This is a genomic window from Streptomyces lanatus (genome assembly GCF_014655715.1).
Taxonomy (GTDB): domain Bacteria; phylum Actinomycetota; class Actinomycetes; order Streptomycetales; family Streptomycetaceae; genus Streptomyces; species Streptomyces lanatus.
In genome coordinates, this window is record NZ_BNBM01000015.1 from 204,750 (window position 1) to 228,601 (window position 23,852).

26 protein-coding genes are annotated in these 23,852 nt (G+C 71.4%); 7 read left to right on the forward strand and 19 right to left on the reverse strand.

Going from position 1 to position 23,852, the window contains the following annotated elements:
* Nucleotides 1–2: 2 nt before the first annotated feature.
* The 3 genes from IE325_RS32980 to hemL form a co-directional block, all read right to left on the reverse strand.
* Entirely contained in the window at nucleotides 3–1,283 is a 1,281-nt protein-coding gene (locus IE325_RS32980; protein ID WP_190073834.1) for a polysaccharide deacetylase family protein, read from the reverse strand.
* A 168-nt stretch (nucleotides 1,284–1,451) separates the two neighbouring features.
* Nucleotides 1,452–2,153 (reverse strand): histidine phosphatase family protein, encoded by a 702-nt coding sequence (locus IE325_RS32985; RefSeq protein ID WP_190073776.1) that lies wholly within the window; start codon nucleotides 2,151–2,153, stop codon nucleotides 1,452–1,454.
* Nucleotides 2,150–3,508 (reverse strand): glutamate-1-semialdehyde 2,1-aminomutase, encoded by a 1,359-nt coding sequence (hemL, locus tag IE325_RS32990; protein ID WP_190073777.1) that lies wholly within the window; start codon nucleotides 3,506–3,508, stop codon nucleotides 2,150–2,152. The genes IE325_RS32985 and hemL overlap by 4 nt, the downstream gene beginning before the upstream one ends.
* Nucleotides 3,509–4,105: 597 nt before the next feature.
* Between hemL and IE325_RS32995 the strand changes: the two genes are divergently transcribed.
* A complete protein-coding gene (locus IE325_RS32995) occupies nucleotides 4,106–4,543 on the forward strand; it encodes a hypothetical protein (RefSeq protein ID WP_003974483.1) in 438 nt (145 codons plus the stop codon).
* 98 nt (nucleotides 4,544–4,641) lie between these two features.
* Here IE325_RS32995 and IE325_RS33000 read toward each other — a convergent pair whose 3' ends face one another.
* Nucleotides 4,642–5,652, reverse strand: coding sequence for a zinc-dependent alcohol dehydrogenase (locus IE325_RS33000; protein ID WP_190073778.1), 1,011 nt, complete (start codon nucleotides 5,650–5,652; stop codon nucleotides 4,642–4,644).
* A complete protein-coding gene (locus IE325_RS33005; RefSeq protein WP_190073779.1) occupies nucleotides 5,645–6,088 on the reverse strand; it encodes a tautomerase family protein in 444 nt (147 codons plus the stop codon). Before IE325_RS33005 ends, IE325_RS33000 begins: the two co-directional genes overlap by 8 nt.
* 146 nt (nucleotides 6,089–6,234) lie before the next feature.
* Here IE325_RS33005 and IE325_RS33010 point away from each other — a divergent pair, with 146 nt between their 5' ends.
* Nucleotides 6,235–6,822: a TetR/AcrR family transcriptional regulator gene (locus IE325_RS33010; RefSeq protein ID WP_190073780.1), complete on the forward strand. Its 588-nt coding sequence runs from the start codon at nucleotides 6,235–6,237 to the stop codon at nucleotides 6,820–6,822.
* Between the two features lie 4 nt (nucleotides 6,823–6,826).
* Here the strand turns inward: IE325_RS33010 and IE325_RS33015 are convergent, their stop codons facing one another.
* From IE325_RS33015 to IE325_RS33025, 3 genes are all read right to left on the reverse strand, one after another.
* On the reverse strand, nucleotides 6,827–7,453 hold the full coding sequence (locus tag IE325_RS33015; protein WP_190073781.1) for an NAD(P)-dependent oxidoreductase: 627 nt from the start codon (nucleotides 7,451–7,453) through the stop codon (nucleotides 6,827–6,829).
* Between the two features lie 94 nt (nucleotides 7,454–7,547).
* Nucleotides 7,548–8,132 carry a TetR/AcrR family transcriptional regulator gene (locus IE325_RS33020; protein WP_190073782.1) on the reverse strand — a complete coding sequence of 195 codons (585 nt, stop codon included), beginning with the start codon at nucleotides 8,130–8,132 and terminating at the stop codon, nucleotides 7,548–7,550.
* 105 nt (nucleotides 8,133–8,237) lie between these two features.
* The gene (locus tag IE325_RS33025; protein WP_190073783.1) at nucleotides 8,238–9,218 is read right to left on the reverse strand and encodes an EamA family transporter; all 981 of its coding nucleotides are present in this window, start codon (nucleotides 9,216–9,218) and stop codon (nucleotides 8,238–8,240) included.
* Between the two features lie 79 nt (nucleotides 9,219–9,297).
* Between IE325_RS33025 and IE325_RS33030 the strand changes: the two genes are divergently transcribed.
* On the forward strand, nucleotides 9,298–10,200 hold the full coding sequence (locus IE325_RS33030) for a LysR family transcriptional regulator (RefSeq protein ID WP_190073835.1): 903 nt from the start codon (nucleotides 9,298–9,300) through the stop codon (nucleotides 10,198–10,200).
* Nucleotides 10,201–10,324: 124 nt separating this feature from the next.
* Here IE325_RS33030 and IE325_RS33035 read toward each other — a convergent pair whose 3' ends face one another.
* The 9 genes from IE325_RS33035 to IE325_RS33075 form a co-directional block, all read right to left on the reverse strand.
* Entirely contained in the window at nucleotides 10,325–11,119 is a 795-nt protein-coding gene (locus IE325_RS33035; RefSeq protein WP_190073784.1) for a right-handed parallel beta-helix repeat-containing protein, read from the reverse strand.
* A 199-nt stretch (nucleotides 11,120–11,318) separates the two neighbouring features.
* Nucleotides 11,319–12,137: an FHA domain-containing protein gene (locus tag IE325_RS33040; protein WP_190073785.1), complete on the reverse strand. Its 819-nt coding sequence runs from the start codon at nucleotides 12,135–12,137 to the stop codon at nucleotides 11,319–11,321.
* On the reverse strand, nucleotides 12,134–14,068 hold the full coding sequence (locus tag IE325_RS33045) for a serine/threonine-protein kinase (protein ID WP_229912170.1): 1,935 nt from the start codon (nucleotides 14,066–14,068) through the stop codon (nucleotides 12,134–12,136). The genes IE325_RS33040 and IE325_RS33045 overlap by 4 nt, the downstream gene beginning before the upstream one ends.
* 90 nt (nucleotides 14,069–14,158) lie before the next feature.
* Entirely contained in the window at nucleotides 14,159–15,424 is a 1,266-nt protein-coding gene (locus IE325_RS33050; RefSeq protein WP_229912171.1) for an ArgE/DapE family deacylase, read from the reverse strand.
* Nucleotides 15,425–15,668: 244 nt separating this feature from the next.
* Nucleotides 15,669–17,105 carry a sensor histidine kinase gene (locus IE325_RS33055; RefSeq protein WP_373315263.1) on the reverse strand — a complete coding sequence of 479 codons (1,437 nt, stop codon included), beginning with the start codon at nucleotides 17,103–17,105 and terminating at the stop codon, nucleotides 15,669–15,671.
* Nucleotides 17,106–17,831 (reverse strand): response regulator transcription factor, encoded by a 726-nt coding sequence (locus IE325_RS33060; RefSeq protein WP_190073787.1) that lies wholly within the window; start codon nucleotides 17,829–17,831, stop codon nucleotides 17,106–17,108.
* A 169-nt stretch (nucleotides 17,832–18,000) separates the two neighbouring features.
* On the reverse strand, nucleotides 18,001–18,597 hold the full coding sequence (locus IE325_RS33065) for an FMN reductase (protein ID WP_190073788.1): 597 nt from the start codon (nucleotides 18,595–18,597) through the stop codon (nucleotides 18,001–18,003).
* Nucleotides 18,594–19,679 (reverse strand): LLM class flavin-dependent oxidoreductase, encoded by a 1,086-nt coding sequence (locus IE325_RS33070; RefSeq protein ID WP_190073789.1) that lies wholly within the window; start codon nucleotides 19,677–19,679, stop codon nucleotides 18,594–18,596. Before IE325_RS33070 ends, IE325_RS33065 begins: the two co-directional genes overlap by 4 nt.
* A 246-nt stretch (nucleotides 19,680–19,925) precedes the next feature.
* The gene (locus IE325_RS33075; RefSeq protein WP_229912172.1) at nucleotides 19,926–20,516 is read right to left on the reverse strand and encodes a TIGR03086 family metal-binding protein; all 591 of its coding nucleotides are present in this window, start codon (nucleotides 20,514–20,516) and stop codon (nucleotides 19,926–19,928) included.
* 62 nt (nucleotides 20,517–20,578) lie between these two features.
* Here IE325_RS33075 and IE325_RS33080 point away from each other — a divergent pair, with 62 nt between their 5' ends.
* Nucleotides 20,579–21,415: a helix-turn-helix domain-containing protein gene (locus IE325_RS33080; protein WP_190073791.1), complete on the forward strand. Its 837-nt coding sequence runs from the start codon at nucleotides 20,579–20,581 to the stop codon at nucleotides 21,413–21,415.
* Between the two features lie 21 nt (nucleotides 21,416–21,436).
* On the opposite strand, the gene IE325_RS33085 is transcribed toward IE325_RS33080, so the two are convergent.
* A complete protein-coding gene (locus IE325_RS33085; protein WP_190073792.1) occupies nucleotides 21,437–21,934 on the reverse strand; it encodes a hypothetical protein in 498 nt (165 codons plus the stop codon).
* Between the two features lie 115 nt (nucleotides 21,935–22,049).
* Between IE325_RS33085 and IE325_RS33090 the strand changes: the two genes are divergently transcribed.
* On the forward strand, nucleotides 22,050–22,385 hold the full coding sequence (locus IE325_RS33090) for a YnfA family protein (protein ID WP_190073793.1): 336 nt from the start codon (nucleotides 22,050–22,052) through the stop codon (nucleotides 22,383–22,385).
* Nucleotides 22,386–22,397: 12 nt separating this feature from the next.
* On the opposite strand, the gene IE325_RS33095 is transcribed toward IE325_RS33090, so the two are convergent.
* Nucleotides 22,398–22,826: an ester cyclase gene (locus IE325_RS33095; protein ID WP_190073794.1), complete on the reverse strand. Its 429-nt coding sequence runs from the start codon at nucleotides 22,824–22,826 to the stop codon at nucleotides 22,398–22,400.
* A gap of 111 nt (nucleotides 22,827–22,937) precedes the next feature.
* Here IE325_RS33095 and IE325_RS33100 point away from each other — a divergent pair, with 111 nt between their 5' ends.
* On the forward strand, nucleotides 22,938–23,714 hold the full coding sequence (locus IE325_RS33100) for an SDR family NAD(P)-dependent oxidoreductase (RefSeq protein ID WP_190073795.1): 777 nt from the start codon (nucleotides 22,938–22,940) through the stop codon (nucleotides 23,712–23,714).
* Nucleotides 23,714–23,851, forward strand: coding sequence for a hypothetical protein (locus IE325_RS33105; protein ID WP_190073840.1), 138 nt, complete (start codon nucleotides 23,714–23,716; stop codon nucleotides 23,849–23,851). The genes IE325_RS33100 and IE325_RS33105 overlap by 1 nt, the downstream gene beginning before the upstream one ends.
* Nucleotide 23,852: the final 1 nt, after the last annotated feature.

The following is a 23,852-nucleotide window of genomic DNA, read 5'->3' on the forward strand; positions in this document are numbered from 1 at the left end:
TTTCAGGCAGCGTTTTGAGTGCTCATGGAAGAGCCGCCCCTGGTGAAGGACTTCCAGCCCCCGGCGGGCTGCTGGCCGACGTCCAGAGTGCGGAGCTTGTCCAGAACATCCGGCTTCTGTACGTCCATCCAGTCCACGAACTGCCGGAAGGAGACGAGGCGGATGTCGGCGCCCTTCTCCTTCTCGCGTGCGATGTGCTTGAGGGCCTCCTCGACGGCGTCCATGTAGATGCCGCCGTTCCACTGCTCGAAGTGGTTGCCTATGAAGAAGGGGGCGCGGTTTGTCTCGTATGCCCGCTTGAAGCCCTGGATGTACGCCTGCGCCGACTGCTCGCGCCAGCCCGGGTAGTTGTGGCTGGGGGCGTTCGTGGAGTTGACCGACTGGTTGGCGAGCATGTTGTAGTCCATGGAGAGGACCTCGAACGAACGTCCGGGGAAAGGTATCTGCTGCAACGGCAGATCCCACACCCCCTGCTTCTTCGTGGGCCACACCTGACGCCCGCCCGGCGAGGAGGCGTCGTAGCGCCAGCCCAGTTCCTTGGCGGTGGGCAGGAGGTTGTCCTGGCCGAGGAGGCAGGGCGTGCGGCCGCCGACGAGCTCCTTGTCGTAGTCGAAGGGGAGCGAGGGCAGATCGGTCCAGCCTGAGTTGGTTCGCCACTCCTTGACGAAGGACTTGGCCTGGTCGATCTCGCTGCGCCACTGCTGCGGGGTCCAGTTGCCGACGGTGCCGGTGCCGCCGCAGAAGTGGCCGTTGAAGTGGGTGCCTATCTCATGGCCGTCGAGCCAGGCCTGGCGCACGCCCTTCAGCGTCGCCTTGATGTGCTCGTCGGTGAGGTAGCCGATGTCGGAGGCGCCGCGCGGGTTGTTCGGCGGGTCGTAGAGCCGCTTCTTGCTCTCGGGCAGCAGATACAGCCCGGAGAGGAAGAAGGTCATGTGCGCCTCGTTCTCCTTGGCGAGTTCGAGGAAGCGCGGGAAGAGGCCGTTGCCGACCTCGCCGGCACCGTCCCAGGAGAACACGACGAACTGCGGGGGCTCCTGTCCCGGCTCCAGCGGCTCGGGCTTGCCCGGCTGGTTCGGCTGCTTGCCGGTGTACGACGTGGAGCCGTCGCCTATGGGGCGGGCGCGGTCGGCCTGGGCGCCGGGCTTGTTGTCCGCGCCGTCGGTGGAACCTCCGGAGTGGTTCGACCCGTCTGACGACGTGAGCGTGCCGCACCCCGCGAGTCCGAGGCCGGCGGCCGCTCCGGCACCGAGTCCGAGAACTCCCCTTCGGCTGAAGTTGCGCATTACTGCCCCGTCCGTCGTGCTTCTGTGGGTGGTCACCCAGTCAGAGGGCACGGCGAACGGGGAGGTTCCTCCGGATCACGGAGGATTCGCAACAAATGTCACAAACGTGTCATGGGCGTCAGGTGGGCGAATGCGTAACGCGTCCCGGACGCCTGGACGTCTGGACGCCTAGGCGCCGAAGGCCTTGTCCTTCCCCTGCACCGGCTTGGCGCCGGCCCGCAGATGCGCGGGCACGAGGTCGATGGCGGGCTCGGTGTAGCCGACGGACACGATCTTGTCGCCCTGGTACGTGAAGGTCGTCAGGGACGCGAGGGTGCACTGCCGCTTGCGCGGGTCGTGCCACAGCCGCCGCTTCTCGGCGTAGGAGCGCACGATCCAGATCGGCAGCTGATGGCTGACCAGCACGGCCTCATGCCCGCGCGCCGCGTCCTTGGCGGCGTCGAGCGCCCCCATCATGCGGACGACCTGGTCGACGTACGGCTCACCCCAGGACGGCCGGAACGGGTTGACCAGGTGCTTCCAGTTCGCCGGCTTCTTCAGCGCGCCGTCGCCCACGCCGAAGGTCTTGCCCTGGAAGACGTTGCCGGCCTCGATGAGCCGCCCGTCGGTGGCGAGGTCAAGGCCGTGCGCCTTGGCGATGGGGGTGGCCGTCTCCTGCGCCCGCTCCAGCGGGGAGGCGCAGACGTACGTCACATCACGGGAGGCGAGATGCTCGGCGACCCGGTCGGCCATCTGCCGGCCGAGCTCGGAGAGGTGGTAGCCGGGCAGACGGCCGTAGAGAATCCCGTCGGGATTGGCGACCTCACCGTGCCGCATGACGTGGACAACAGTGACGTCGCTGCTGCTGTTACTGATGATCTCGCTGCTCATTCCGCCGTGGCCTCCGCCGCCGCTCGGGCCGCCGCCGGGAGGGCGTCGGCGATGCGCTGGATCGCCTGCTCGTCGTGGGCCGTGGAGACGAACCAGGACTCGAAGGACGAGGGCGGCAGATAGACGCCCTGGGCCAGCATCGAGTGGAAGAAGGCGTTGAAGCGGAAGGATTCCTGCCGCTTGGCGTCCTCGTAGGTGCGGACCTCTCGGTCCGTGAAGAAGACGGAGAACATGTTGGAGGCGTTCTGCAGCCGGTGCGCGACGCCTTCCTTGGTGAGGGCCTCGGTGACGAGGGACCGGATGGTCTCCGACACCGAGTCGACCTTGGCGTACGCGGCCTCGTCGAGGAGCCGCAGCTGGGCGAGGCCCGCGGCGGTGGCGATCGGGTTCCCGGAGAGGGTGCCGGCCTGGTAGACGGGCCCGGCGGGCGCCAGGTGGCCCATGACATCGGCGCGCCCACCGAAGGCGGCGGCGGGGAAGCCGCCTCCCATGACCTTGCCGAAGGTCATGAGGTCGGGCTTGACCCCGTCGACGCCGTACCACCCGGCGCGGGAGGTCCGGAACCCGGTCATGACCTCGTCGGAGATGAAGAGGGCGCCGTTCTTCTGACAGGCATCCTTCAGCCCTTCGTTGAAGCCGGGCCGCGGCGGGACGACGCCCATGTTGCCGGGCGAGGCCTCGGTGATCACACAGGCGATCTCACCGGGGTAGCGGTGGAAGGCCTCGTGCACGGACTCGAGGTCGTTGTACGGCAGCACGAGGGTGTCGCCGGCCTGGGCACCGGTGACGCCCGGGGTGTCGGGCAGCGCGAAGGTGGCGACCCCGGACCCGGCCGCGGCGAGCAGCGAGTCGACATGGCCGTGATAGCACCCGGCGAACTTGATCACCTTGGACCGCTGGGTGAACCCGCGGGCGAGCCGGATGGCCGACATGGTCGCCTCGGTACCGCTGGAGACGAGCCGCACCTGGTCGACGGGCTCGATACGGTCGACGATCTCCTCGGCGAGCAGGACCTCGCCCTCCCCCGGCGTACCGAAGGATGTACCGCGCGATACGGCGTCCTGGACCGCGGCGATGACCTCCGGGTGGGAGTGCCCGAGGATCATGGGCCCCCAGGAGCAGACGAGGTCGACGTACTCACGCCCGTCGGCGTCGGTCAGGTACGGGCCGGTGCCGGACACCATGAACCGGGGCGTGCCGCCGACCGCGCGGAAGGCGCGCACCGGGGAGTTCACGCCGCCGGGGGTGACGGCGGCCGCACGGTCGAACAGAGCCTGCGAGGCAGGCGCATCGTATGGATAAGGGGCTCCCGCGGAGGGCGTCCCTGAAGCCTGATTAGAGGGCGCTTCGCTCATGACCTGCGACTACTCCGACCTTCTCTGACCTACTCCGACGATCTCGGACTCCGGTTGCCAGTGACCTACTCAGGGTAGGCCAGGGGGCGAGGACGCCAGCGGCCCGCTACGGCCCCCGGCCCCGGACACCCCCCGTCCCCCGCCCTCCGCCACCCTTTCCCGCCCCCTCACGCCCCTCCCGTCCTCCCCTCACCCCCCGTCACCTCGCCGGGGATCTGCGAGACTGGACGTGATACACACAGCTCATGCGGGGCGTGGTGGTCGGGGACTGAAAAGATCCCGCGGACAGGTGTTTCAACGCACGTTTCGGCGGGCGGCCGTGGGGGAGGTCACTGACACGATGATCGGGTTGCGCGGCGGGGGCCACGCGTCCTAGAAAAGCAGTCGGGTGGAGATATGCATCGCGGTGGCGGGCTGGGCGAGGGGACTGATGACCTGGGTCCTCGACGTGCCCGGCGAGGCAAGCACCGACGCGACGCGGAGGATTCGAACGAAGCGCGCAAGGAACACGTAGTACCGGATATGCCGGGTGTACCTGACGAGTCAGAGCGGGCCGACCGACGCGATCGGCTGAGGGTGAGCAGGAATGGTGGTCGGGTGGGGGTGACGTACAAGTACTTCGGCGCGCCGGACGGCGCCACCGCGGCCCGCGTCCCGATCTCGATGCGCCCCGAGGAGCTGGGCGGCGACGAGCTCGGCATGAACGGCATGTTCACCAAGATCAAGCCGGAGACGATGGCCGCGATGGTCCTCACGGGCATCGAGGGCGTACCACTGCACAAGGTCCCCCCGCTGGAGCTCGTGGTCCTGCACCCCGACTACGCGGTGGTCAAGCTGCCCATGACGGTGGTGGACCCGCTGCGGGGCATAGGAGAGGAAGCGGTCGGCGCGGCCGCGTTCATCTGGTCGACGGTGCCGGACCGGGGTGGGCCCCGGGATGCGTTCAATGTGTACCAACTGCTGCATGAGTGGCAGGACTTCAGCCATCGGTTGCATGAGGCGGGGCATCAGCCTTATTGCCTGGTGTGGCCCTGATCGACTCTGATCGGCGCTGAACTGGGGTTTCCGTGGATTCGGGCGGGGTTTTCGGACCCCGCCTTCGTCATGTGTCGGGAGCGGATGAGCGCCGAATGCTAGGCGTCGCGGCGTACGAACACCGGCTTCAGGTGTTGCTCCGGTAGGGCCGTCGGCAGGTTCTCCCAGTCGATGATGTGGGAGACGACCTTCTCGGGGGCGACCTTGCCGGATGCGGCGAGTTTCAGGGCGTCGGGGATGTGGGCGCGGACGTTGTCGCGGGCGATGCGCAGGGTGGTGCCGGTGAGGTACATGTCGAGGAGGGGGAGTTCGCCGGGGCGGAAGTGGTTGCCGGCGCTTTCGCAGATGGCCTCGGGGGTCAGGCACTTGACGGTGAGGGCGAGTTGGTCGACGCGGCCGGTGGCCTCGACGGCGATGTCGTAGTTCTGGGGGAGGGGGTCCAGGGAGTCGGCGGTGGCGGCGCCGTAGCCGCGGGCGAGCGCTCGGTGTTCGGGGTCCGGGTCGACGTAGAGGACGTCCGAGGCGCCCAGCGCGCGGGCGATGTCGGAGACGTAGAGGCCGATACTGCCGCGGGCCACGACCAGGACCCGGGCGCCGGGGCGGGCCTCCAGGTGGGGGGCCACCAGGCGCCAGGCGAGGGACCAGTTGTCGCTTGCCGAGGCCATCGCCACCGGGTCCAACCCCGTGGGGAGCGGGACGAGCATCGCGTCGGCGTACGGGACTCGGACCAGGTCGGAGAAGAGGCCGCCCCAGGTGCCGCCGATCGGGGCGCCGTACATCGCCATGTAGGGGACGGTCGAGCAGTGCGCGGTCAGGCCCGCACGGCAGCGGTCGCAGGTGCCGCAGTTGATGGACCAGGGGACCACCACCAGGTCGCCGGGGGCGACCGCGGTCACTGTGGCGCCCACGTCCACCACCCTTGCCACGCACTCGTGGCCCAGCGCGAACGGTGGGTCCACGAAGCCGTGGCCCGCCAGGATCGCCGAGTCCACGTCGCAGGGGGTCGCGGCGATCGGGGCGACTATCGCCTCGCCGTCCGACTGGAGCCTCGGGTCCGGTGCCTCGCGCCACTCGACGGTACGGCGGGCCACGTAGGTGAGTTCACGCATCGGTCCGCTGTCCCTTCGTCCCCGCGGCGGCCAGCGCCACCAGGTCGGCGTGGCGGATGACCGAGCCGCCCGCTCCCCATGTGCCGTCGGGCTGTTCGTGCACCAGGACCCACACCCGTAGGGCCTCCTCGGCGGACAGTCCGGTCGCGGACAGGACCGTCTTCGTCGCCTCCTCCACCAGGCCCGCCCTGCGGCGCTCGGACAGGGCGCCCTGCGGGACGGTGACCTCCACCAGGAAGCGCGGGTCGTCGTCCTCGGCGGTGGTCTGGGCGCCGGCCGGGAGTTCGGCCAGGTAGCTCCAGGCCTGGGCGCGGAAGAACGCCGTGTCGGGCGCGCCCTCCCAGCGCAGCAGTACGGCGGCGAGGTCCCGCTGGACGCTGTCGCGGCCCTGTTCGGTCAGGGCACCGGCCGGGGCCGTGAGCCGGATCATCGGCATGGGGGCATACCCCTCTCTCTGATCTATGACAGTGAGGGGCACACCCCGGGCACACCCCTCTCCGCCCTATGACAGTCGTTATAGGCGGCAGTCACGCTAGACTATGACGGCCGTTATAGCCAGTGGGGTCGGAAGGGACCGCGTACGTGAGCAAGCCCAGCCCTACAGCCCGTGAGCGGATCGTGGCCGGTGCGGCCGACATGATCAGCCGGCGTGGTCTCAACGCGACGAGCATCCGCGAGATGGCCAAGCACGCCAAGGCGCCGCTCGGCTCGACGTATCACTACTTCCCGGACGGCAAGCAGCAGTTGGCCACCGAGGCCGTCCGTTTCACGGGTGCGTGGGTGGCTCGGAGTCTGCGCAAGGAGCTCGCGGCAGGGCCCGTCGCCGGGCTGCTCGCCTTCCTTGATCTGTGGCGCGGGATCGTCGTCGACACCGACTTCCGGGCCGGGTGTCCCGTCCTCGCCGTATCCATCGAGGAACCGCCCGTCGACGAGACTCCGGCCGCCCTGCTGGCCGCGGCCGAGGTGTTCGAGGAGTGGGAGGGGCTGCTGGCCGGGTCGCTGCGGGAGCACGGGGCCGAGCCCGAGCAGGCCGCTCAGCTGGCGACGCTCGTCGTCGCGGCCGTCGAGGGGACCGTGGCCATGTGCCGGGCCAAGCGCAGCACCGAGCCGCTGGACCGGACCGCCGAGCAGCTGCGGGCGCTCATCGAGACGGCGATCGGAAAGCGGTGAGCCGTCAGTCGGTGATCACCGGGCTGCGGTGGTTCCACTCGTCACCGTGCGCCGCCCGGTGCATGAACGCGGCCACGTCCGCCCTGCTGATCGACGGGTTGCCCTTCATCGGCAGCCGGTCGTCCGCGAGGAAGGTGCCCTTGGCCGGGCCGTGGGTCAGCTTGGTCGGCAGGACGACGGTCCAGTCGAGGCCGCTGGAGCGGATGTCCTCGTCGGCGATCGCCTTGTCGGCGTAGAGGGACCGCAGCAGGGTGCCGTAGATCAGCTTCTGCGCGGTGCTCGACCAGTCGAAGGTGTGGCCGACGCCGAAGGACGAGAGCCAGACGAGGCGCGCGACGCCGGCGTCCCTGGCGCCGTCGATCGCGGCCGTCGCGGCCCGCGTGAACAGGCCGTCCGCGCGCACCGAGTTGCCCCTGCCGAGCGCGGAGAGGATCACGTCCTGCCCGGCCGCCGCGGCGGACACATCGCGGTGCGAGGTGGCGTCGCCGGTGACCGGGGTGACGCGTTCGGCGAGGTCACCGAGGCCCGCCGGGTTGCGCACCAGGGCCGTGACGGTGTCGCCGGATCGCAGGGCCAGGTCGGTGAGATGGCGGCCGGTGGGGCCGGTCGCGCCGAGGATGAGCAGTTTCATGCTGGGCTTCCTCCCGAAGGGGGCACGTTAAGCGGACAGCTGTCCGCTACGAGAAAGAACGTAACGGACAGCTGTCCGCTTAGCAAGGCCGCGCTCAGCCCCGGGCACCCTTCGCCCCCGCCCGCAATCCGTCCATCACGATGTCCAGCAGCCGCGTCGACCGCACCCGCCACTCCCCCTCGGGGTCGATCTGCCAGATACCGGCGATAGCGAGGACGAAGTCGTCGGCGGTGACGTCGGGACGGATGGCGCCGGCCTCCCGGCACGCGTCGAGCAGGAGGTCGATCGCGGCGACGACGAACTCGTAGCCCGGCCGGGCCGGGGCGCCCGTCGCCCTGGTGGCCTGCCGCAGGGCGTCGGCCAGGCCGGACTTGGCCATGGCGAAGTCGGCGAGGCGGTCCATCCACTCGCGCAGCGCCCGGTCGGGTTCCCGCGTCCGCACCAACTCCGCGGCGCTGTCGGTGAGTTGCCGCACCTCTTGGCGGTGGACCTCCAGGACGAGGGCCTCACGGTCGGGGAAGTTCCGGTAGAACGTGCCCTGCCCCACCCCCGCCTTCTTGGCGATCAGGCTCAGCGGGGCGTCCGGGGAGCGCGAGAGCTCCGCCAGCGCGACCTCCAGGATCCGCTCGCGGTTGCGCTGCGCGTCCGAACGCTGAGGGGCGTCGCTCCTCGACCCCATGGGTCCTCCTCCACTACGGCACCCCCGGTACCGGACTGCTGTCCACTTACCGTCCACCATAGCTACGGGTACAACACCTGGGCGCCCAGCATGGCGATCCGCCAGCTACCTCCGAGCTATGACGACCGGCACATCGACCGCCGCATCCGCCGATCCCGAACCCGATCCCGGCGCCACTGCCGGTACCGTCGCCCGCCCCTCCCACTGCGCCGCCAGCAACGCGGCCAACGCCACCGCGAACCCGACCCACTGCACGACGCTCAGCGACTCCCCCAGCCCCAGCCCGACCACGGCCGCGACCAGCGGAGACAGCAGCACCAGCGGGGCCGACGCGCCCACCGACAGCTTCCCTATGCCGCGGAACCACAGCGTGTACGCGATCAGCCCGCCCACGCTGCCGAGCCATAGGTAGCCCGCCGCCGCCCCTGTGTCGACACTCGGCGGCAGCCCCTCGATCACGAGGGTGAGCGGGAGCAACAGCACGCCGCCGAAGGTGAGTTGCCAGCCGGCCAGGGTCAGGGGGCCGACGCCCGCAGGTCGCCCCCAGCGCTTGGTGAGGACGGTGCCGCAGGCCATGGCCGTCGTACCGCCGAGACCGGCGAGCACCCCCACGGTGTCCAGCCGGGCGTCCGGACCGAGCACGACGAGTCCGACCCCGGCCACGCCGAGCACGCCCCAGGTCCAGCGCCAGACCGTCGGGCGGACGTGGAGCGCCCCGATGGCGAGCCCGGCGACCAGGAGGGGCTGGGCGGCGCCGAGGGTGGCGGCGACACCGCCGGGGAGGCGTTCGGCGGCCAGGAACAGCAGGGGGAACATGGTGCCGATGTTGAGCGCGCCGAGGACACCGGCCTTCCACCACCAGTCGCCGCGCGGCAGCAGTCGGGTGATGGCCAGGGCGAGCAGTCCGGCGGGCAGGGCGCGGGCGAGCCCGGCGAACATGGGGTGGCCGGGCGGGAGGAGTTCGGTGGTGACGGCGTAGGTGGTGCCCCAGGCCGCGGGGGCGAGGGCGGTGAGTGCGACGGTTGCCAGCGGCAGCGCACGGGAGCTGCGCGGCGGGCCCGGTGACCGCTCGGTCGAGGGATGCATGAGAAGCAGTCTCCGCAGCCTCGCCCCATGACTCCAACACATGGTTGTCATCGCAGCCATGAACGGTGACGATCGATCCGTGGACCTCCAGCAGATGCGCTACGTCGTCGCCGTGGCCGAAACCCGTAACTTCACGCGCGCGGCGGAGCGCTGCTTCGTGGTGCAGTCGTCCCTCAGCCACCGGATCGCCGCGCTGGAACGGGAGCTCGGGGTGAAGCTGTTCGCCCGGTCCAGCCGCCGCGTCGAGGCGACCAGCGCCGGAGTGGCGTTCGTGGCCGCCGCGCGCGAGTGCCTGGCCGCCGCCGACCGCGCGGTCGCCGACGCCGCCGCCGCGACCGGAGTCGTACGGGGCCGGCTCGCGGTGGGCGTGATCGTGACCACGGCCGCGGTGGACGTACCGGAGCTGTTGCGGCGGTATCGGGAGCGGTACCCGGATGTGCGGGTCGTGCTGCGTTCCGGACGCAGCGACGAGCTGGCCGCGGCGGTCCGGGACGGCGAACTGGACATCGCCTTCCTGGGGTTGCCCGAGGGCGAACGGCCGTCCGGTGTGGAGGCCCTCGTCCTCGATCACGACGAGCACGCCCTGATCGTGCCGGCCGGTCACCGGCTCGCGGGCGCCACCCGGATCGCGCTGCGGGAGATCGCCGAGGAGACCTTCGTGGACTTCGCGGCCGGGACACCCGCCCGCGCCCAGTCCGACCGGGCCTTCGCCGCCGCGGGTCTGGTCCGGGACGTCGCCTACGAGGCGGGGGTCGTCGAGCTGATCTCCCGGCTGGTCGTACGCGGACTCGGCATCGCGCTGCTGCCTTCGGCGTACGCCCGCCCGCTGGCCGCCGACGACCCCGAACTCGCCCTGGTCCGCGTGCTCGACGGGCCGCACCGGCTGGAGTACCTGGTGTGGAGCCGGTTCAACCCCAGCCCGGCGACGCGGGCGATGCTCGATGTCCTCGGGGTGGCCGCGGGGTCACGAGACGCCGGCTAGCGCGGCACCGGCCCCGTCGCCAGCAGCCCGTTGACCACCAGCGCCGCCAGCGTCTCGGCCGTGGCGGTGAGCTGCTGGCGGCACCCGTGGTGCACATGTGACCCCCGGCGAGCCCGGCGTCATCTCAGGGCGCCCCACCCGGCTCCGGCCCCTCGTAGCCCGGCAGCGAGGACTCGTCGATGCCGACCTCGTAGCGGATCCGCGGATCGACCTCGTTCCCCTCGACATGGGCGCCGGTCGAGCCGATGGCGAGGCCGATCGCGTGGTCGGGGGCGGCGGCGAAGGTGTTGCCGGTGATCGTGGCGTTCTGGACGTCCTCGAACATCAGGGTCTGCGACGCCTTGAGGGTCTCGCAGTAGTTGTCCCTGATCGTGAAGCCGTACGTGTGGCCCCGCCCGTCGCCCTCACCGTCGTTCGGGCCCTCGGCCATCAGGCACATGTTGTCGATGTCCTCGCACCGGTTGCCCTCGATCAGCACCCGGCGGCTGGACGGGGTGTCGTCGGCGAAGGTCTGCATGCAGTCGGCGTGGCCATGCCGGTTGGAGGTGCCCCGGATCGTGTTGCGCAGGATCCGCAGGTCGTCGCCGAAGAAGCGCAGCCCGTCGCCGTCGCCGCCGTGCGGACGGGTCACGGTGTTGCCGCGAACGGTGATGTCGTCACCGGTGACCTCGATGCCGGGGGCCTCGGGCGTGTCCACGGTGTAGCCCTCGACGATCACATGGTCGGCCTCGACGGTGATGCCGTCGACGGTGCGCCCCTGCCCCCGGTACACGGCGGGGCGCTCGGCGGTACCGCCCTCGGTGATGACCAGCCGCGACGGCGCGGCAGCTGCCTCGGGCGGCAGCAGGGCGGCCAGGGCCGCGAGCAGCGCCGCCACGGCCGTGGGGGCGAGGCGGCGTCGGAAGGTGGTCGTCGTCATGGCGGGGGAGGGTAGGGGGCCGGGAGGGGAGGGGTCCCTGGGGCTGTTCGCGGAGACGCGGCGGGCGGGGTCCTCGGGGGCTACGGCGGAGGCCCGGCTGGTGGGCGGCCGACGGGGTTCCCGGGGGCGACGGCGCAGACCCGGCCGACGGGGTCCTCGGGGGCGACGGCGGAAACCCGGCGAGCGGGCGGCCAGCGGCTCACGCCCCGTCGATCACGGCCAGGTCCATCGGCACCAGCGTCGTCGACGCCAGCAGGGCCCGGATCAGATGGTCGTTGAGGGAGTTGCCGACCGGCTCGCCGACCTCCTCCCGGGTCAGGCCGGGGACGCCGTCGCGGGAGAGGCGTAGGCGTACGGCGTTTACCAGGTGCTCGACGCGTTTGTCCGTCCAGCCCTCGTCGGGCCGCACCTCGGCGAGCTGGGCCGCCGTCTGGCGCCAGGTCAGGGGCTGGGGGCGGGGTTCGTGCAGGAGGTAGCGGCGGCCGAGGGCGATCAGGGCGAGGCGCTCGGCGTCGGTGAGGGTCCAGACGCGGGGCGGCCGGGTGACGTCCTCGTGCCGGGGCCGCCGCTGGCCACCCTCGGCGTCGGTGACGAAGACCTCCAGCAGATGCTCACGGCCGCGCGAGCCGCCCGCGAAGAGCGGGGTGTAGCCGGTGTCCAGGGGGAGTGGTTCCTCGCCGCGGAACAACAGCCTTCCTGCCGCGCAACGGATCGGCAGCCGCCCGCTGTTGCTCACCCACCAGCGCCCGGCGCGATGGGTGAGCGTGCCGTGATGACGGCTGACCTGGGGGTCGTCCTCACCCAGACAGACGTGCACCTCGGGCCGGTTGCGCCCGAACAGCACCTCACGGCCCTCCCCCGGGCCCAGCGTCATGCCACCGCCGAGCGCGAGGGCGAAGAGCGTGCCGGGTACGGGGGAAGAGGCGCCGCGGGCGAGGCTGCCGTGGGTGGGCGGGAGAGTACGGCCGTCACCGGGGGCGGGGCGGGTGCGTCCCTGGGCGCGGTGGCCGACGGTCACTTGTCCTCCGGCAGTCGGTCGCGGATGTTCCTCAGTGCGATGGCGGACAGCGTCTCGGCCGTCGCGCACGCCTTCTCCGTCGGCTGCTCCCCGCTCACCGTCAGCCGGAACAGCTCGGTCGTGCCGTCGCCGACGGAGTTGGTGTAGGTGCGGTGCGGTACGTAGACCGCGCAGCTGCGCTCGCCGTCCTCCTCCGGCGAGACGTAGCTCTTGGTGCCGGCGATGGTCGTCGGATCGCCGTTGTCCTCCAGCTGGTTGTCGCGGGTGAACGACAGCTGTACGAAGGCCTGGTCGCCGTCCACGCTCGACCAGTCGCACTCCCAGTCGGCGAAACCGTGGTCCGAGGGCTGTGTCCGCAGGCCCGGCAGCCGCTTGAGCGCGGCGGTGTCGAGCAGCTGGCAGGCGTTGAGCCGGGCCAGGGAGGTGGTGGGCCAGGGAGCGGGGCGCCGGGGCACCGGGCCCTGGTCGAGGACTGCGACGGCGTGGTCGGTGGCGGCGTCGGCCAGGGCGCAGGGGTCGGGCGCGGCGGCCTCCCGCCGGGTGCCGACGACGAAGATGCCGCGGCCGTCGGACGTCGAGATGAACCGCTCGCAGTCGTCGCCGGCCCGCGTCAGGCTCGCGACCTCGACATTACCGACCCGCCGGATCGGCACACCGGCGTCGAACTGCCGGCCGTCGCTGGAGAAGTTGAGATCGACGCCGGCCAGTTCGTCACCGTCGTCGCTCAGCACGAGCACATCGCAGCGGTCCAGTTCGCCGTAGTCCGGGTCGATCTCGGTGTTCCCGAACCGGCTCATGGAGGCGGCGTCCAGCAGCCCGCAGGGGTCGGCCGTGAAGACGTCGCCGATCGCGCCGGCGTGCGCACTGGCCGGGGCGGAGGGCTTCGGGTCGGGCCCCGCGCCCTTGTCGTCGCCCCAGGTCAGGCCGATGATCCCGGCCGTGATCCCGATCGCCGCGGCCAGCGCCCCCGCCGCGAGGCCCAGGGGCCGCCGCCGACGCCGTACGGCACGCGGCAGCCGCAGGGTGAGCGAGGCGAGGTGGAGGGTGTTGTGGTCGACCAGCCGGCTCTGCACCTCGGGGGGCGGCGGGGCGGCCCGGGTCAGCAGCCGGTAGGCCTCGGCGGCGTCGGGGCGGCGCCGGGCGTCCAGCTCCAGCAGGGCGGTCAGCGGGTCGGTGAGCCGGCCGGCGCGTTCGGCGGGTTCGAGATGGCCCTGGATGGCACGGGCGACGTAGGCCATCGGGTGGTCGACCTGGCCGTACGGCGAGTGCCCCTCGACGGCGGCGAAGAGGCTGGCGCCGAGCGAGAACACGTCGGCCTTCTCGTCCGCGGGCCGCCCCTTGGCCAGCTCGGGCGCGAGGTACTTGGGCTTGCCCCGCACCACCCCGGCGGTGATCGTGTGCGTCAGCGTGACATCGCTCCACAGGGCGCGGGCGATGCCGAAGTCGGTCAGCCGGGCGACGCCGTCCTCGGTGACCAGGATGTTCTCCGGGGTGACATCGCCGTGCACCACGCCGAGGGCATGGGACTTGGCGAGCGCGGCCGCTATCTGGCAGCCGACGGAACCGGCGTCCTCGGGCGACAGCAGCTCGGCCTCGACGAGTTGGGCGAGGCTGCGGGAGGGGACGTACTCCATGACGATCCAGCAGGTGGCCTCGCCGCTCCCGCTGCCCTCCCCGTCTCCCTCCTCCCTCTCCTCGACGAAGTCGAAGACGGGCACGATGTTCGGGTGGTGCAGCCGTGCGGCGTACTGCGCCTCTTTCTTCAGTCTCCTGGCGGCCTGATCGTCGTCCGGGCGCGCGCACTTGACCGCGACGATCCGCTTCAGCGTCTCGTCCCAGGCCTGCCACACGACGCCCATCCCGCCTCTGCCGATGGGTTCCTTGAGGAGGTAGCGGCCGGCGACCTGGTGCCCGGCTTTCAGCGTCAACACGGTCACGGAGTGTACGGAGTGCCCGCCCGGCGGTGACCGCTTTCACGGGACTTCATACGGACGAGCACAGGACCCTCTCAAGGTCCCGGCTCACTTGGTGCCCACGGTTCGCAGGACGGTGACCGCCAGTGTCCGGGCCACCTCCACCACCTCACGGACCGCCACCCGCTCCCGCGCGCTGTGCGCCACCCGGATGTCCCCCGGCCCGTACTGCAGGGTCGGTATCCCGGCCCCGGTGTACAGCCGCAGATCGCTCCCGTACGGCGCCCCGCACTCCCGCGGCTCCGCGACTCCCCCGGCATCGGCGTGGGCGCCCCGGATCACGTCCGGCAGCGGATGCCCCTCCGGCAGCCGCCCGCTGGCGAACTGCCCGCCCGGCCAGGTCACCGTCGCCGGATGCGCCCGGAGCCAGGGGTCGGCGGCGCACGCCTCGGCGACGACGCGCTCGAAGTCGGCCCGCGCCCCGGCCGGGTCCTCCCCGAGCCGCACCCCCAACCGCCCCTCGGCGACCAGCAGATCGGGCACGCTGCTCGCCCAGTCCCCGGCACGCACGGTGCCCACGGACAGGGCGTAAGGGATCGGATGCCCGGCCATCAGGGGATGTGGGTCGCGGTTGCGCTCGGTCTCGAGCCGGGCCAGTGCCCGGTGCAGCGGCAGATAGCGGTCGACGGCGCTGACGCCTTGGTCGCGGGCGCTGCCGTGCGCCGCCCTGCCCGGCACGGCGAGCCGGAAGGTCAGCGCGCCGGCGTTGGCGGTGACGAGGTCGCCGCCGGTCGGCTCGGCGATCACGCACACGTCACCCCGGTGACCGCGCCACAGCGTGCCGAAGGCACCCAGCCCGCCGTCCTCCTCCCCCACCACGAAGTGCACCCCGACCCGCCCGCGCAGCCGCACCCCGGCGGCCCGTATCGCGCCGAGCACGGCGAGATGGGCGGCAAGACCCGCCTTCATGTCACAGGCACCCCGCCCGTGCACGACGTCCCCGACGACCCTCGGCACGAACGGATCACCGTCCCAGGCGTCAGGATCCCCCGGCGGTACGACATCCACATGCCCTTGCAGCACGAATACGGGCCCGTCCCCACCGTCCCCCATGCCCCCGACCAGCCCCCAGGCCTCCTCCCGCTCGGCCTCCGCCCCCGGAAACCCCGGATCCGCGCGCAGCGCGTCCAGATCCATGGACCACAGATCGACGTCCAGCCCGAGCCGCTCCAGCCGCCCGGCCAGCAGATGCTGAAGCTCCGCCTCGGCCGCACTACCGGTCACACTGGGCACGGAGATCAACTCCAGCAGCGCCCGCCCGATACCGGCTTCATCGATCCCGTCGAGCACGGCCCGCTCGACATCACTGAGCACGATGACACTCCTCCCCACGGCCACCGACATGACGCGACGCACAGCACGCCCGATCAGATGGTGCCGCATTCGGACGAGGCATCCGCAGCCGCCGACGGCGAAGAGGCCCCACAAGGGCCACCCGCACCCGACCACGAAACTCGCACGGGCGGTGCGGGTGGTGCGGGTGGGAACACCCGACGCGGCCGAAGGCCGCGTGCCCACCCACCCGCACACGCCCACACCCGCGCACAAACCCCCGCCCTCAGCCCACCCCACCCACCGTGAACCCGATAGCCGTCCCCCCACCCTCCCTCCGCACCGCGAACGGCGCCCCCGAATGCGCCAACGCCACCTCCCGCACAATCGAGAGCCCCAGCCCCGACCCCGGCAGCGACCGCGCATCAGCAGCCCGATAGAACCGGTCAAAAACCCGAATCAGATCGTCCTCGGCGATCCCGGGCCCCCGGTCGAGCACCTCGACCCGCACCACCCCCGGCCGAGCAGGCCCGGCGACATTGATCTCGATCGCCGCACTGCCGTCACGGTCGAACTTCGCCGCGTTCTCCACAAGATTCGTGACCGCCCGCTGAAGCATCCCCGCCCGCCCCTGCACCGCCGTATCACCACTCGCACGCACAAGAATCCGCCGCCCGGTACGCCGCCGGGCGACGACGGCCACATCCTCCGCGATCTCGGCGAGATCCACCCGTCGCACAGGCTCGGCATCCGACTGCCCGGCCGCCAGATCGACCAACTCATTGACGAGATCGGTCAGTTCACGGGCCTCCTGCCCCAGATCGGCCACCAGCTCCTCACGCGTGCCGGGCGGCAGCTCATCGATCCGGCGCAGGAGCGAGATGTTCGTACGCAGGGACGTCAGCGGCGTACGAAGCTCATGCCCCGCGTCCTGCACCAGCCGCCGCTGGTCCTCCTCGGACTGGGCCAGCCGCCCCAGCATCCGGTCGAAGGCCCGCCCCAGCCGGCCGACCTCGTCGTACCCGGTGACCGGCACCTGAATGCCCAGCCGCCGCGTACGGGCGACGTCCTCGGCGGCATCGGTGAGCACCACCAGCCGGCGCGTGATCCGCCGGGCCAGCCACCACCCGAACAGCCCCGCGAGCGTCACCACGGCCGCCATCAGCAGCAGCGTCCGCTGCTGGAGCGCCCGCAGCAGATCCTCGGTGTCGCTGAACTCCTGGGCGATCTGCACCGCGCCCCGCCCCCCGCCGAGCGCGACGGTGGCGACGCGGTACACATCGCTGCCGACCCCGACGTCCCGGTACTGGACCATCGTCCCGGCGGTACCGTCGCCCGCGATCCGCCGGTCCCCGGCCGTGACCGGCAGCCCCGGCCGCCCGGGGTCGACGACAGCGCCATCGGGGCCCAGTACCTGCACATCCGTACGGGCGGGTCGTACGAGATCATGCCCCGGCGCGGAGGACGAAAAGTCCTGCGGGCTCATCGACCGCTGCCGCACCTCGCCCCGCAGGTCCTGCACGACCTCGTCGAACACGGACTCCTGGTCGACCCGCACCAGCCGGGCGGCGGCGGTGTAGGACAGCAGCCCGACGAGGACGGTGACCACGGCGGTCACGGCCGCGAAGGACACGGCGAAGGTGGAGCGCAGCGAGACCAGCCCCGTCCGCCGCCGTCCCGTCAGCAGCCGGGCGAACCGGCGTCCCGCCCGGCCGGCGCCCACTCAGTCCTCCCGCAGCACGTAACCCACGCCACGCACCGTGTGGATCAGCTGCGGCGCGCCCGGCGCATCGAGTTTGCGGCGCAGATAGCCGACGTAGACCGCGAGGTTCTTCGACCCGGGGCCGAAGTCGTAGCCCCAGATACGGTCGTAGATCGTGGAGTGGTCGAGGACGATCCCGGAGTTGCGCACCAGCAGTTCGAGCAGCTCGAACTCGGTCCGCGTCAGCTCCAGCTCCCGCCCGTCCCGCCAGGCCCGCCGCGCCTGCGGGTCCATCCGCAGCCCCGCCGCCTCGATCAGCCGCCCGGACACCTCGGGCGCGGGCTGCTTCGGTACGTCGACGGGGGCAGCGCCGTTCGTCTCACTGGTACGGCGCAGCAGGGCACGCAACCGGGCGAAGACCTCCTCCACATCGAAGGGCTTCACCACATAGTCATCGGCGCCCGCGTCCAGACCGGCGATGCGGTCCTGGGTCTCCACGAGCGCCGTAAGCATCAGGATCGGGGTGCGGTCGCCCTCGGCGCGCAGCACCCGGCAGACCTGGAGCCCGTCTATGCCGGGCATCATCACATCCAGTACGAGCACGTCCGGCGGCGTGCGATGGGCCTGCGCCAGCGCCTCGACCCCGTCGGCGACCGCGGTGACCTGGTAGCCCTCCAGGGTCAGCGCCCGCTCCAGGGCGTGGCGGATGGCGCGGTCGTCTTCGGCGAGGAGAACAGTCTGGGACACGGGTTCATAGTGCCAAGGCCTCCGGCGGTTCGGCCGTGTGAGGGAGCTTACGATCACCCTTCTTACTGGGATCTCACCCTCACACCGCCGCCATGGGGGCTGCCGCCCCCAGACCCCCGCTTCGGCCTGAACGGCCTCGTCCTCAAACGCCGGACGGGCTGAGAGATCCTCAGGCTCCGGACGATCCCGAAAGCGCCGCCAGCCGCTCCGCGAACGGCACCACCTCGGGCTCAGCCGTCCTCCTGGCAGCACGTCCGGCCATCATCCCCACCAGCTCCCCCGCAGCCTGCTCGATCCGCCCGTCCAGGCCCTGCGCACCCCAGTCCTCCGAGGCGGCGTACACCCCGGTCGGGACGACCACGGCCCGCAGATACGCGAACAGCGGACGCAGCGCATGGTCAAGGACCAGCGAGTGCCGGGCCGTGCCGCCCGTCGCGGCGATCAGCACCGGCATGCCCGCCAGCGCGTCCTTCTCGATCACATCGAAGAACGACTTGAACAACCCGCTGTACGACGCGGAGAAGACGGGCGTGACGACGATCAGCCCATCCGCCGAGGTCACGGCATCGATCGCCGCGCCCAGCTTCCGCCCCGGAAACCCGTTGGTGAGGTGGTGCGCGATCTCCACGGCGAGGTCGCGCAGCTCGACGACCTCGAACTCGACGGCGGCGCCCGAGTGCCTGCCGACCGCCGCGGCCAGCCGGTCACCCAGCAGCCGCGTGGAGGACGGGACACTCAGCCCCGCGGACACGACGACGATCCTCATGCGACGGTCACCTCCTTGGCGGCGAGCAGGGAGGCGTGCGTGGGCGCCTCGGGCACCTCGGCCGGACGGCCGTTCGCGAACTCCTTGCGCAGCACCGGCACGACCTCTTCCCCGAGCAGGTCGAGCTGCTCCAGGACGGTCTTGAGGGGCAGCCCGGCGTGGTCCATCAGGAACAGCTGGCGCTGGTAGTCACCGGCGTAGTCGCGGAAGGCGAGCGTCTTCTCGATCACCTGCTGCGGGGAGCCGACGGTGAGCGGGGTCTGCTCCGTGAAGTCCTCCAGGGAGGGCCCGTGGCCGTAGACCGGCGCGTTGTCGAAGTAGGGCCGGAACTCGCGCACCGCGTCCTGAGAGTTCTTCCGCATGAAGACCTGGCCCCCGAGCCCGACGATCGCCTGCTCGGCGGTGCCGTGCCCGTAGTGGGCGTAGCGGCTCCGGTAGAGCTCGACCATCCGCTTGGTGTGGTCGGCCGGCCAGAAGATGTTGTTGTGGAAGAAGCCGTCGCCGTAGTACGCGGCCTGCTCGGCGATCTCCGGGGAGCGGATGGAGCCGTGCCAGACGAAGGGCGGGACGCCGTCCAGCGGGCGGGGCGTGGAGGTGAAGCCCTGGAGCGGCGTACGGAACTTGCCCTCCCAGTCCACGACGTCCTCGCGCCAGAGCCGGTGCAGCAGGGCGTAGTTCTCGACGGCGAGGTTGATGCCCTGCCGGATGTCCTGCCCGAACCAGGGATAGACCGGGCCGGTGTTCCCGCGCCCCATCATCAGGTCGACTCGCCCGTCGGCCAGATGCTGGAGCATCGCGAAGTCCTCGGCGATCTTCACCGGGTCGTTGGTGGTGATGAGCGTGGTGGAGGTGGACAGCACCAGCCGCTCGGTCCGCGCCGCGATGTAGCCGAGCATCGTCGTCGGCGACGACGGCACGAACGGCGGGTTGTGGTGCTCACCGGTCGCGAAGACGTCGAGTCCGACCTCCTCGGCCTTCAGCGCGATGGCGACCATGGCCTTGATGCGGTCGCGCTCGGTCGGCGTACGGCCCGTGGTGGGGTCCGGCGTCACATCGCCGACGCTGAAGATCCCGAACTGCATGGTCGCTCACCCTCCAGGTTGTTGACGGTTCAACTATACCCGAGAACGGAGACCCTGGGCGGACTATTCCCGGCCCGTCGTGGCCAGAGCCTGTCCGGCGGATCACGCCGGCGTCGCGGGGTCTGGCACGCCCTCCCCCACCGCCCTAAAGACGTGAGGGGACCCCAGCCGCGTTGTCGTCACTCGCCGACTCCCCCACGCTCGAACAACCTCGCGCGGGCGCACCCCCATCGCCCCCGCTCGGCCCTAGCCCCAGCGGCAATCCCTCCCGGTCCGCGCAAGCAGCCGCTCGAACGGTGACGCGCCCTCCGGCTCGGGAGCCGGCTCCCCGAACACCCCCATCTTCCTGGCCGTCGGCGCCAGCGTGTCCACCGCGCCGGCGAGCTCCGCGACGACCGCCTCGTCGGCACCCGGGTAGTCCTGACCGGTCGCCCGCGCCAGGTCCCACGCATGCACCGTCAGATCGAGCAGCGCCATCGAGCCGACCAGTCGCGCGGGCATGTCCATCCCGCCGGTCCTCCCCTCCTCGGCCCCGGGCGCGGACCAGGCCGCCACCAGCAGGTCCGCCTCCCGGGCGAGTTCCTCGCGCCACTCGGCGTTCCCCGTGACCCGGTCCGGGGTGTCGCCGAAGTCCGACGCCTCCTTCGCGGCCAGCCGCTGGAACTGCACGATCACCTGGTAGAGGTGATTGACCAGGGCCTTCACGTCGTACTCGGCACAGGGCGTCGGACCGGCGAGGTCCGCGTCCCGGATGCCCCGCACCACCCCGACCGCCCGCTCGCGCGCCATCGCCAGCAGCTCACCGATGCCGTACGTCTTCACACCGTTCGCGTCCATGCCCCGACCGTAGGCACCCCGGCGGCCGCCCTTCTTGAAGAAACGCGACATACGATCCCGTCATGGAGGCACCCCGCCACGACACCCGCGGGATCGTCGACCCGTCCGAACTGCTGACCCGCGTACGGTTCCGCCGCCACGAGCCCGCCGAGCCGCTGCGCCGGTACGTCGAGTGGTACTGGCTCATCGACTGGGACCTGCCCGAGCCCTACGCCTCCCACATCGTCCCCCACCCGTCCGTGAACCTCACCTTCCAGTGGGACGAGGCCGAGGGACCGCCGTACGCCGAGGTCACCGGCGTCGCGCTCGGCCTGTACACCCGCAAGCTGACCGGCCGGGGCCGGGTCTGCGGAGTGAAGTTCCGCCCCGGCGGATTCCGTCCCTACACCCCCGGGACGCCGACGTCCCGCTGGACGGGCCGCGCCCTGCCCGCCGAGGAGGTCTTCCCCACGGCGACGGCCGACGCCGCCCGCACGATCGTCACCCCCACCGACGACCACACGCGCGTGACCGCCCTCGACACCTTCCTCCTGGCCCTCCCCCACACCCCCGACCCCCAGGCCGACCTCGCCATGGCCCTCGTCCGGAACATCCGCACCGACCGCACGGTCCGCCGCGTCGGCGACCTCGCCGAGACCCATGGCCTGTCGATACGGGCCCTGCAACGCCTCTTCTCGACCCACGTCGGCGTCAGCCCCAAGTGGTGCATCCTGCGCTACCGCATCCACGAGGCCCTCAACCACGCCGGCACCCACACCGACATCGACTGGGCGACCCTCGCCACCGACCTCGGCTATGCCGACCAGGCCCATCTGGTACGGGACTTCACCGCGACGGTGGGGGTGCCGCCGGGGGCGTACGCACAAGGGACGGAGGGCAGACAGCGAAACCAGAAGTAGCCAGCACTCGCTGGCAAGTAGCTAGAAGTAGTACGTATCCCCCGTCTCCAGCACCAGCACCCGCTGCTGATCGTTCCCCCGGCCCTCCCTCTTCTCCTCCCCCTCCCCGCCGCTCCACACCGTGTCGAACTCCAGCACGACCTCCTCCGCGGGCGCGTCCCGCAGCCACACCCGCAAGCCGATCTGCTGCCCCACCGCGTCCGCGCCCAGCGCCCCCACCCGGCACAGCACCGCCCGTTCCTCCGCCCGCGCACACCCCGCCGGCAGCGTCTGCGCGTCCGCCAGCGGCTGTGACCAGCGAATCCGCACCGTCGAGTCCGGCACGGCGGCCGTCCCGTGGTTGTGCGGCGTGAACCGTACGTCGACCCGGCCGCCCACCATGTCGACGGAACCGTGATAGGCGAGCCCCGCCACCGGAGCCCCCACCGCCCCCGCGGCCGGAGCCGCGGTCATCCCGCCGATCGCCGCCGTCACCACGGCCGCCGCCCCGCCCACCACAGCACCCCGCATCCGCCGCATACCGCCACTCCTCACTCCACAGGTCGTAGCGATATATCCCACGCACGGCACCCGGCAGACGCCGTCCAACAGGTGACACGAGGGCCCCGGAGGGCGACATGCCAAGCTGAGCGCCATGCTGATCGTCCGCTCCGCCGCCCTCTTCGTCGTCGCCGCCCTCTTCGAGATCGGTGGCGCCTGGCTGGTCTGGCAGGGCGTGCGCGAGCACCGCGGCTGGCTGTGGATCGGCGCCGGAGTCATGGCCCTGGGCGCCTACGGCTTCATCGCCACGCTCCAGCCCGACGCCGAGTTCGGCCGCATCCTCGCCGCGTACGGCGGTGTCTTCGTCGCCGGTTCACTGGCCTGGGGCATGGTCGCCGACGGCTACCGCCCCGACCGCTGGGACGTCATGGGCGCGCTGATCTGCCTCGCGGGCATGGCGGTGATCATGTACGCGCCGCGGGGCGATTGACCGGGGGCGCACTCACTCGGGCGGCAGCAGCCCCAGCTGCCCCAGGAACTCCATCTCGTCGAAGTAGAGCCGGTAGTCGACGATCTGCCCACTGTCGTCGACCGTGGCGAAGTCGACCCCGCGGATCCGGATCTCCTTCTGGGTCGCGGGCAGCGTCTCGCCGGTCGGCAGCTGGATCGGCCCGGTGTTGCGGCCGGTGAAGACACCCTCGTCGATGGCGGTGTTGCCGACCTCGTACGAGTGCACCGACTCGTAGTTGCCGTCCGGGACCGCCTTGGTCATCTGACGCCAGTACGCGGTGATGTCCTCGCGGCCGTGGAGCTCCCCGCCGTCCGGGGTGACGGCGACCGCGTCCTTGGCGTAGAGACCGGCGATCGCGTCGGGGTCCGCCGTGGTGATCGCCACGGTGAGCCGGTCCATGACCTCACGTGCCTGTCCCATGATCCACCTCCTGCCCAGGGATCACCCGTCTCATTGTCCCACCGCGCGGCCCGCCTATCCTGGCCGGACAGGTCCCGACCCGACCGGACCGGATTCTCCCGAGGAGCAGCCATGCCCAGCGCCGCACCGTCCGCCGCCTCCCGCATCGCCGTAGTGACCGGTGCGAGCAGCGGCATCGGAGCCGCCACGGCACGTCAGCTCGCGGCGGCGGGCTACCGGGTGGTCCTGACGGCCCGCCGCAAGGACCGCATCGAGGCCCTGGCGGAGGAGATCAACACGGCGGGCCACTCCGCGACGCCCTACCAGCTGGATGTGACGGACCGCGAGGCGGTGGACGAGTTCGCCACGGCCTTCAAGGCGATCGGCGTCCTGGTCAACAACGCCGGCGGCGCACTCGGCGCCGACCCGGTGGCGACCGGCGACCCGGCCGACTGGCGCACGATGTACGAGACCAACGTCATCGGCACCCTGAACCTCACCCAGGCCCTGCTCCCCAAGCTGGAGGCGAGCGGCGACGGCACGGTGGTCGTCGTCTCCTCGACCGCGGGCCTCGGCACCTACGAGGGCGGCGGTGGCTATGTCGCCGCCAAGCACGGCACCCACGTCCTCGCCGAAACCCTCCGCCTGGAGATCGTCGGCCGCCCGGTCCGCGTGATCGAGATCGCCCCCGGCATGGTGAGGACGGACGAGTTCGCCCTGACCCGCTTCGCGGGCGACGAGGCCAAGGCGGCCAAGGTCTACGAAGGCGTGGCGGACCCCCTCACCGCCTCCGACGTGGCCGACACCATCACCTGGGCGGTCACCCGCCCCAGCCACGTCAACATCGACCTGCTGGTCGTGCGCCCACGCGCCCAGGCCTCCAACACCAAGGTCCACAGGGAGCTGTAGTGCCGGACGACGACAAGTCCCCCCGCAAGGACCCGCACAACGAACGCCAGATGTGGTGGTGGCTCGGCTACTTCCTCTTCGGCATCCACATCGTGGCGTTCGTGATGATCTACGCGGTGACGCACGCCCCGAAGTGAG

Coding starts and splice junctions, on each gene's coding strand:
- IE325_RS32980 (WP_190073834.1), bottom strand. CDS start 1,283: ATGCGCAACTTCAGCCGAAGGGGAGTTCTCGGACTCGGTGCCGGAGCG.
- IE325_RS32985 (WP_190073776.1), bottom strand. CDS start 2,153: ATGAGCAGCGAGATCATCAGTAACAGCAGCAGCGACGTCACTGTTGTC.
- hemL (WP_190073777.1), bottom strand. CDS start 3,508: ATGAGCGAAGCGCCCTCTAATCAGGCTTCAGGGACGCCCTCCGCGGGA.
- IE325_RS33000 (WP_190073778.1), bottom strand. CDS start 5,652: ATGCGTGAACTCACCTACGTGGCCCGCCGTACCGTCGAGTGGCGCGAG.
- IE325_RS33005 (WP_190073779.1), bottom strand. CDS start 6,088: ATGCCGATGATCCGGCTCACGGCCCCGGCCGGTGCCCTGACCGAACAG.
- IE325_RS33015 (WP_190073781.1), bottom strand. CDS start 7,453: ATGAAACTGCTCATCCTCGGCGCGACCGGCCCCACCGGCCGCCATCTC.
- IE325_RS33020 (WP_190073782.1), bottom strand. CDS start 8,132: ATGGGGTCGAGGAGCGACGCCCCTCAGCGTTCGGACGCGCAGCGCAAC.
- IE325_RS33025 (WP_190073783.1), bottom strand. CDS start 9,218: ATGCATCCCTCGACCGAGCGGTCACCGGGCCCGCCGCGCAGCTCCCGT.
- IE325_RS33035 (WP_190073784.1), bottom strand. CDS start 11,119: ATGACGACGACCACCTTCCGACGCCGCCTCGCCCCCACGGCCGTGGCG.
- IE325_RS33065 (WP_190073788.1), bottom strand. CDS start 18,597: ATGAGGATCGTCGTCGTGTCCGCGGGGCTGAGTGTCCCGTCCTCCACG.
- IE325_RS33070 (WP_190073789.1), bottom strand. CDS start 19,679: ATGCAGTTCGGGATCTTCAGCGTCGGCGATGTGACGCCGGACCCCACC.
- IE325_RS33075 (WP_229912172.1), bottom strand. CDS start 20,516: ATGGACGCGAACGGTGTGAAGACGTACGGCATCGGTGAGCTGCTGGCG.
- IE325_RS33080 (WP_190073791.1), top strand. CDS start 20,579: ATGGAGGCACCCCGCCACGACACCCGCGGGATCGTCGACCCGTCCGAA.
- IE325_RS33085 (WP_190073792.1), bottom strand. CDS start 21,934: ATGCGGCGGATGCGGGGTGCTGTGGTGGGCGGGGCGGCGGCCGTGGTG.
- IE325_RS33090 (WP_190073793.1), top strand. CDS start 22,050: ATGCTGATCGTCCGCTCCGCCGCCCTCTTCGTCGTCGCCGCCCTCTTC.
- IE325_RS33095 (WP_190073794.1), bottom strand. CDS start 22,826: ATGGGACAGGCACGTGAGGTCATGGACCGGCTCACCGTGGCGATCACC.
- IE325_RS33100 (WP_190073795.1), top strand. CDS start 22,938: ATGCCCAGCGCCGCACCGTCCGCCGCCTCCCGCATCGCCGTAGTGACC.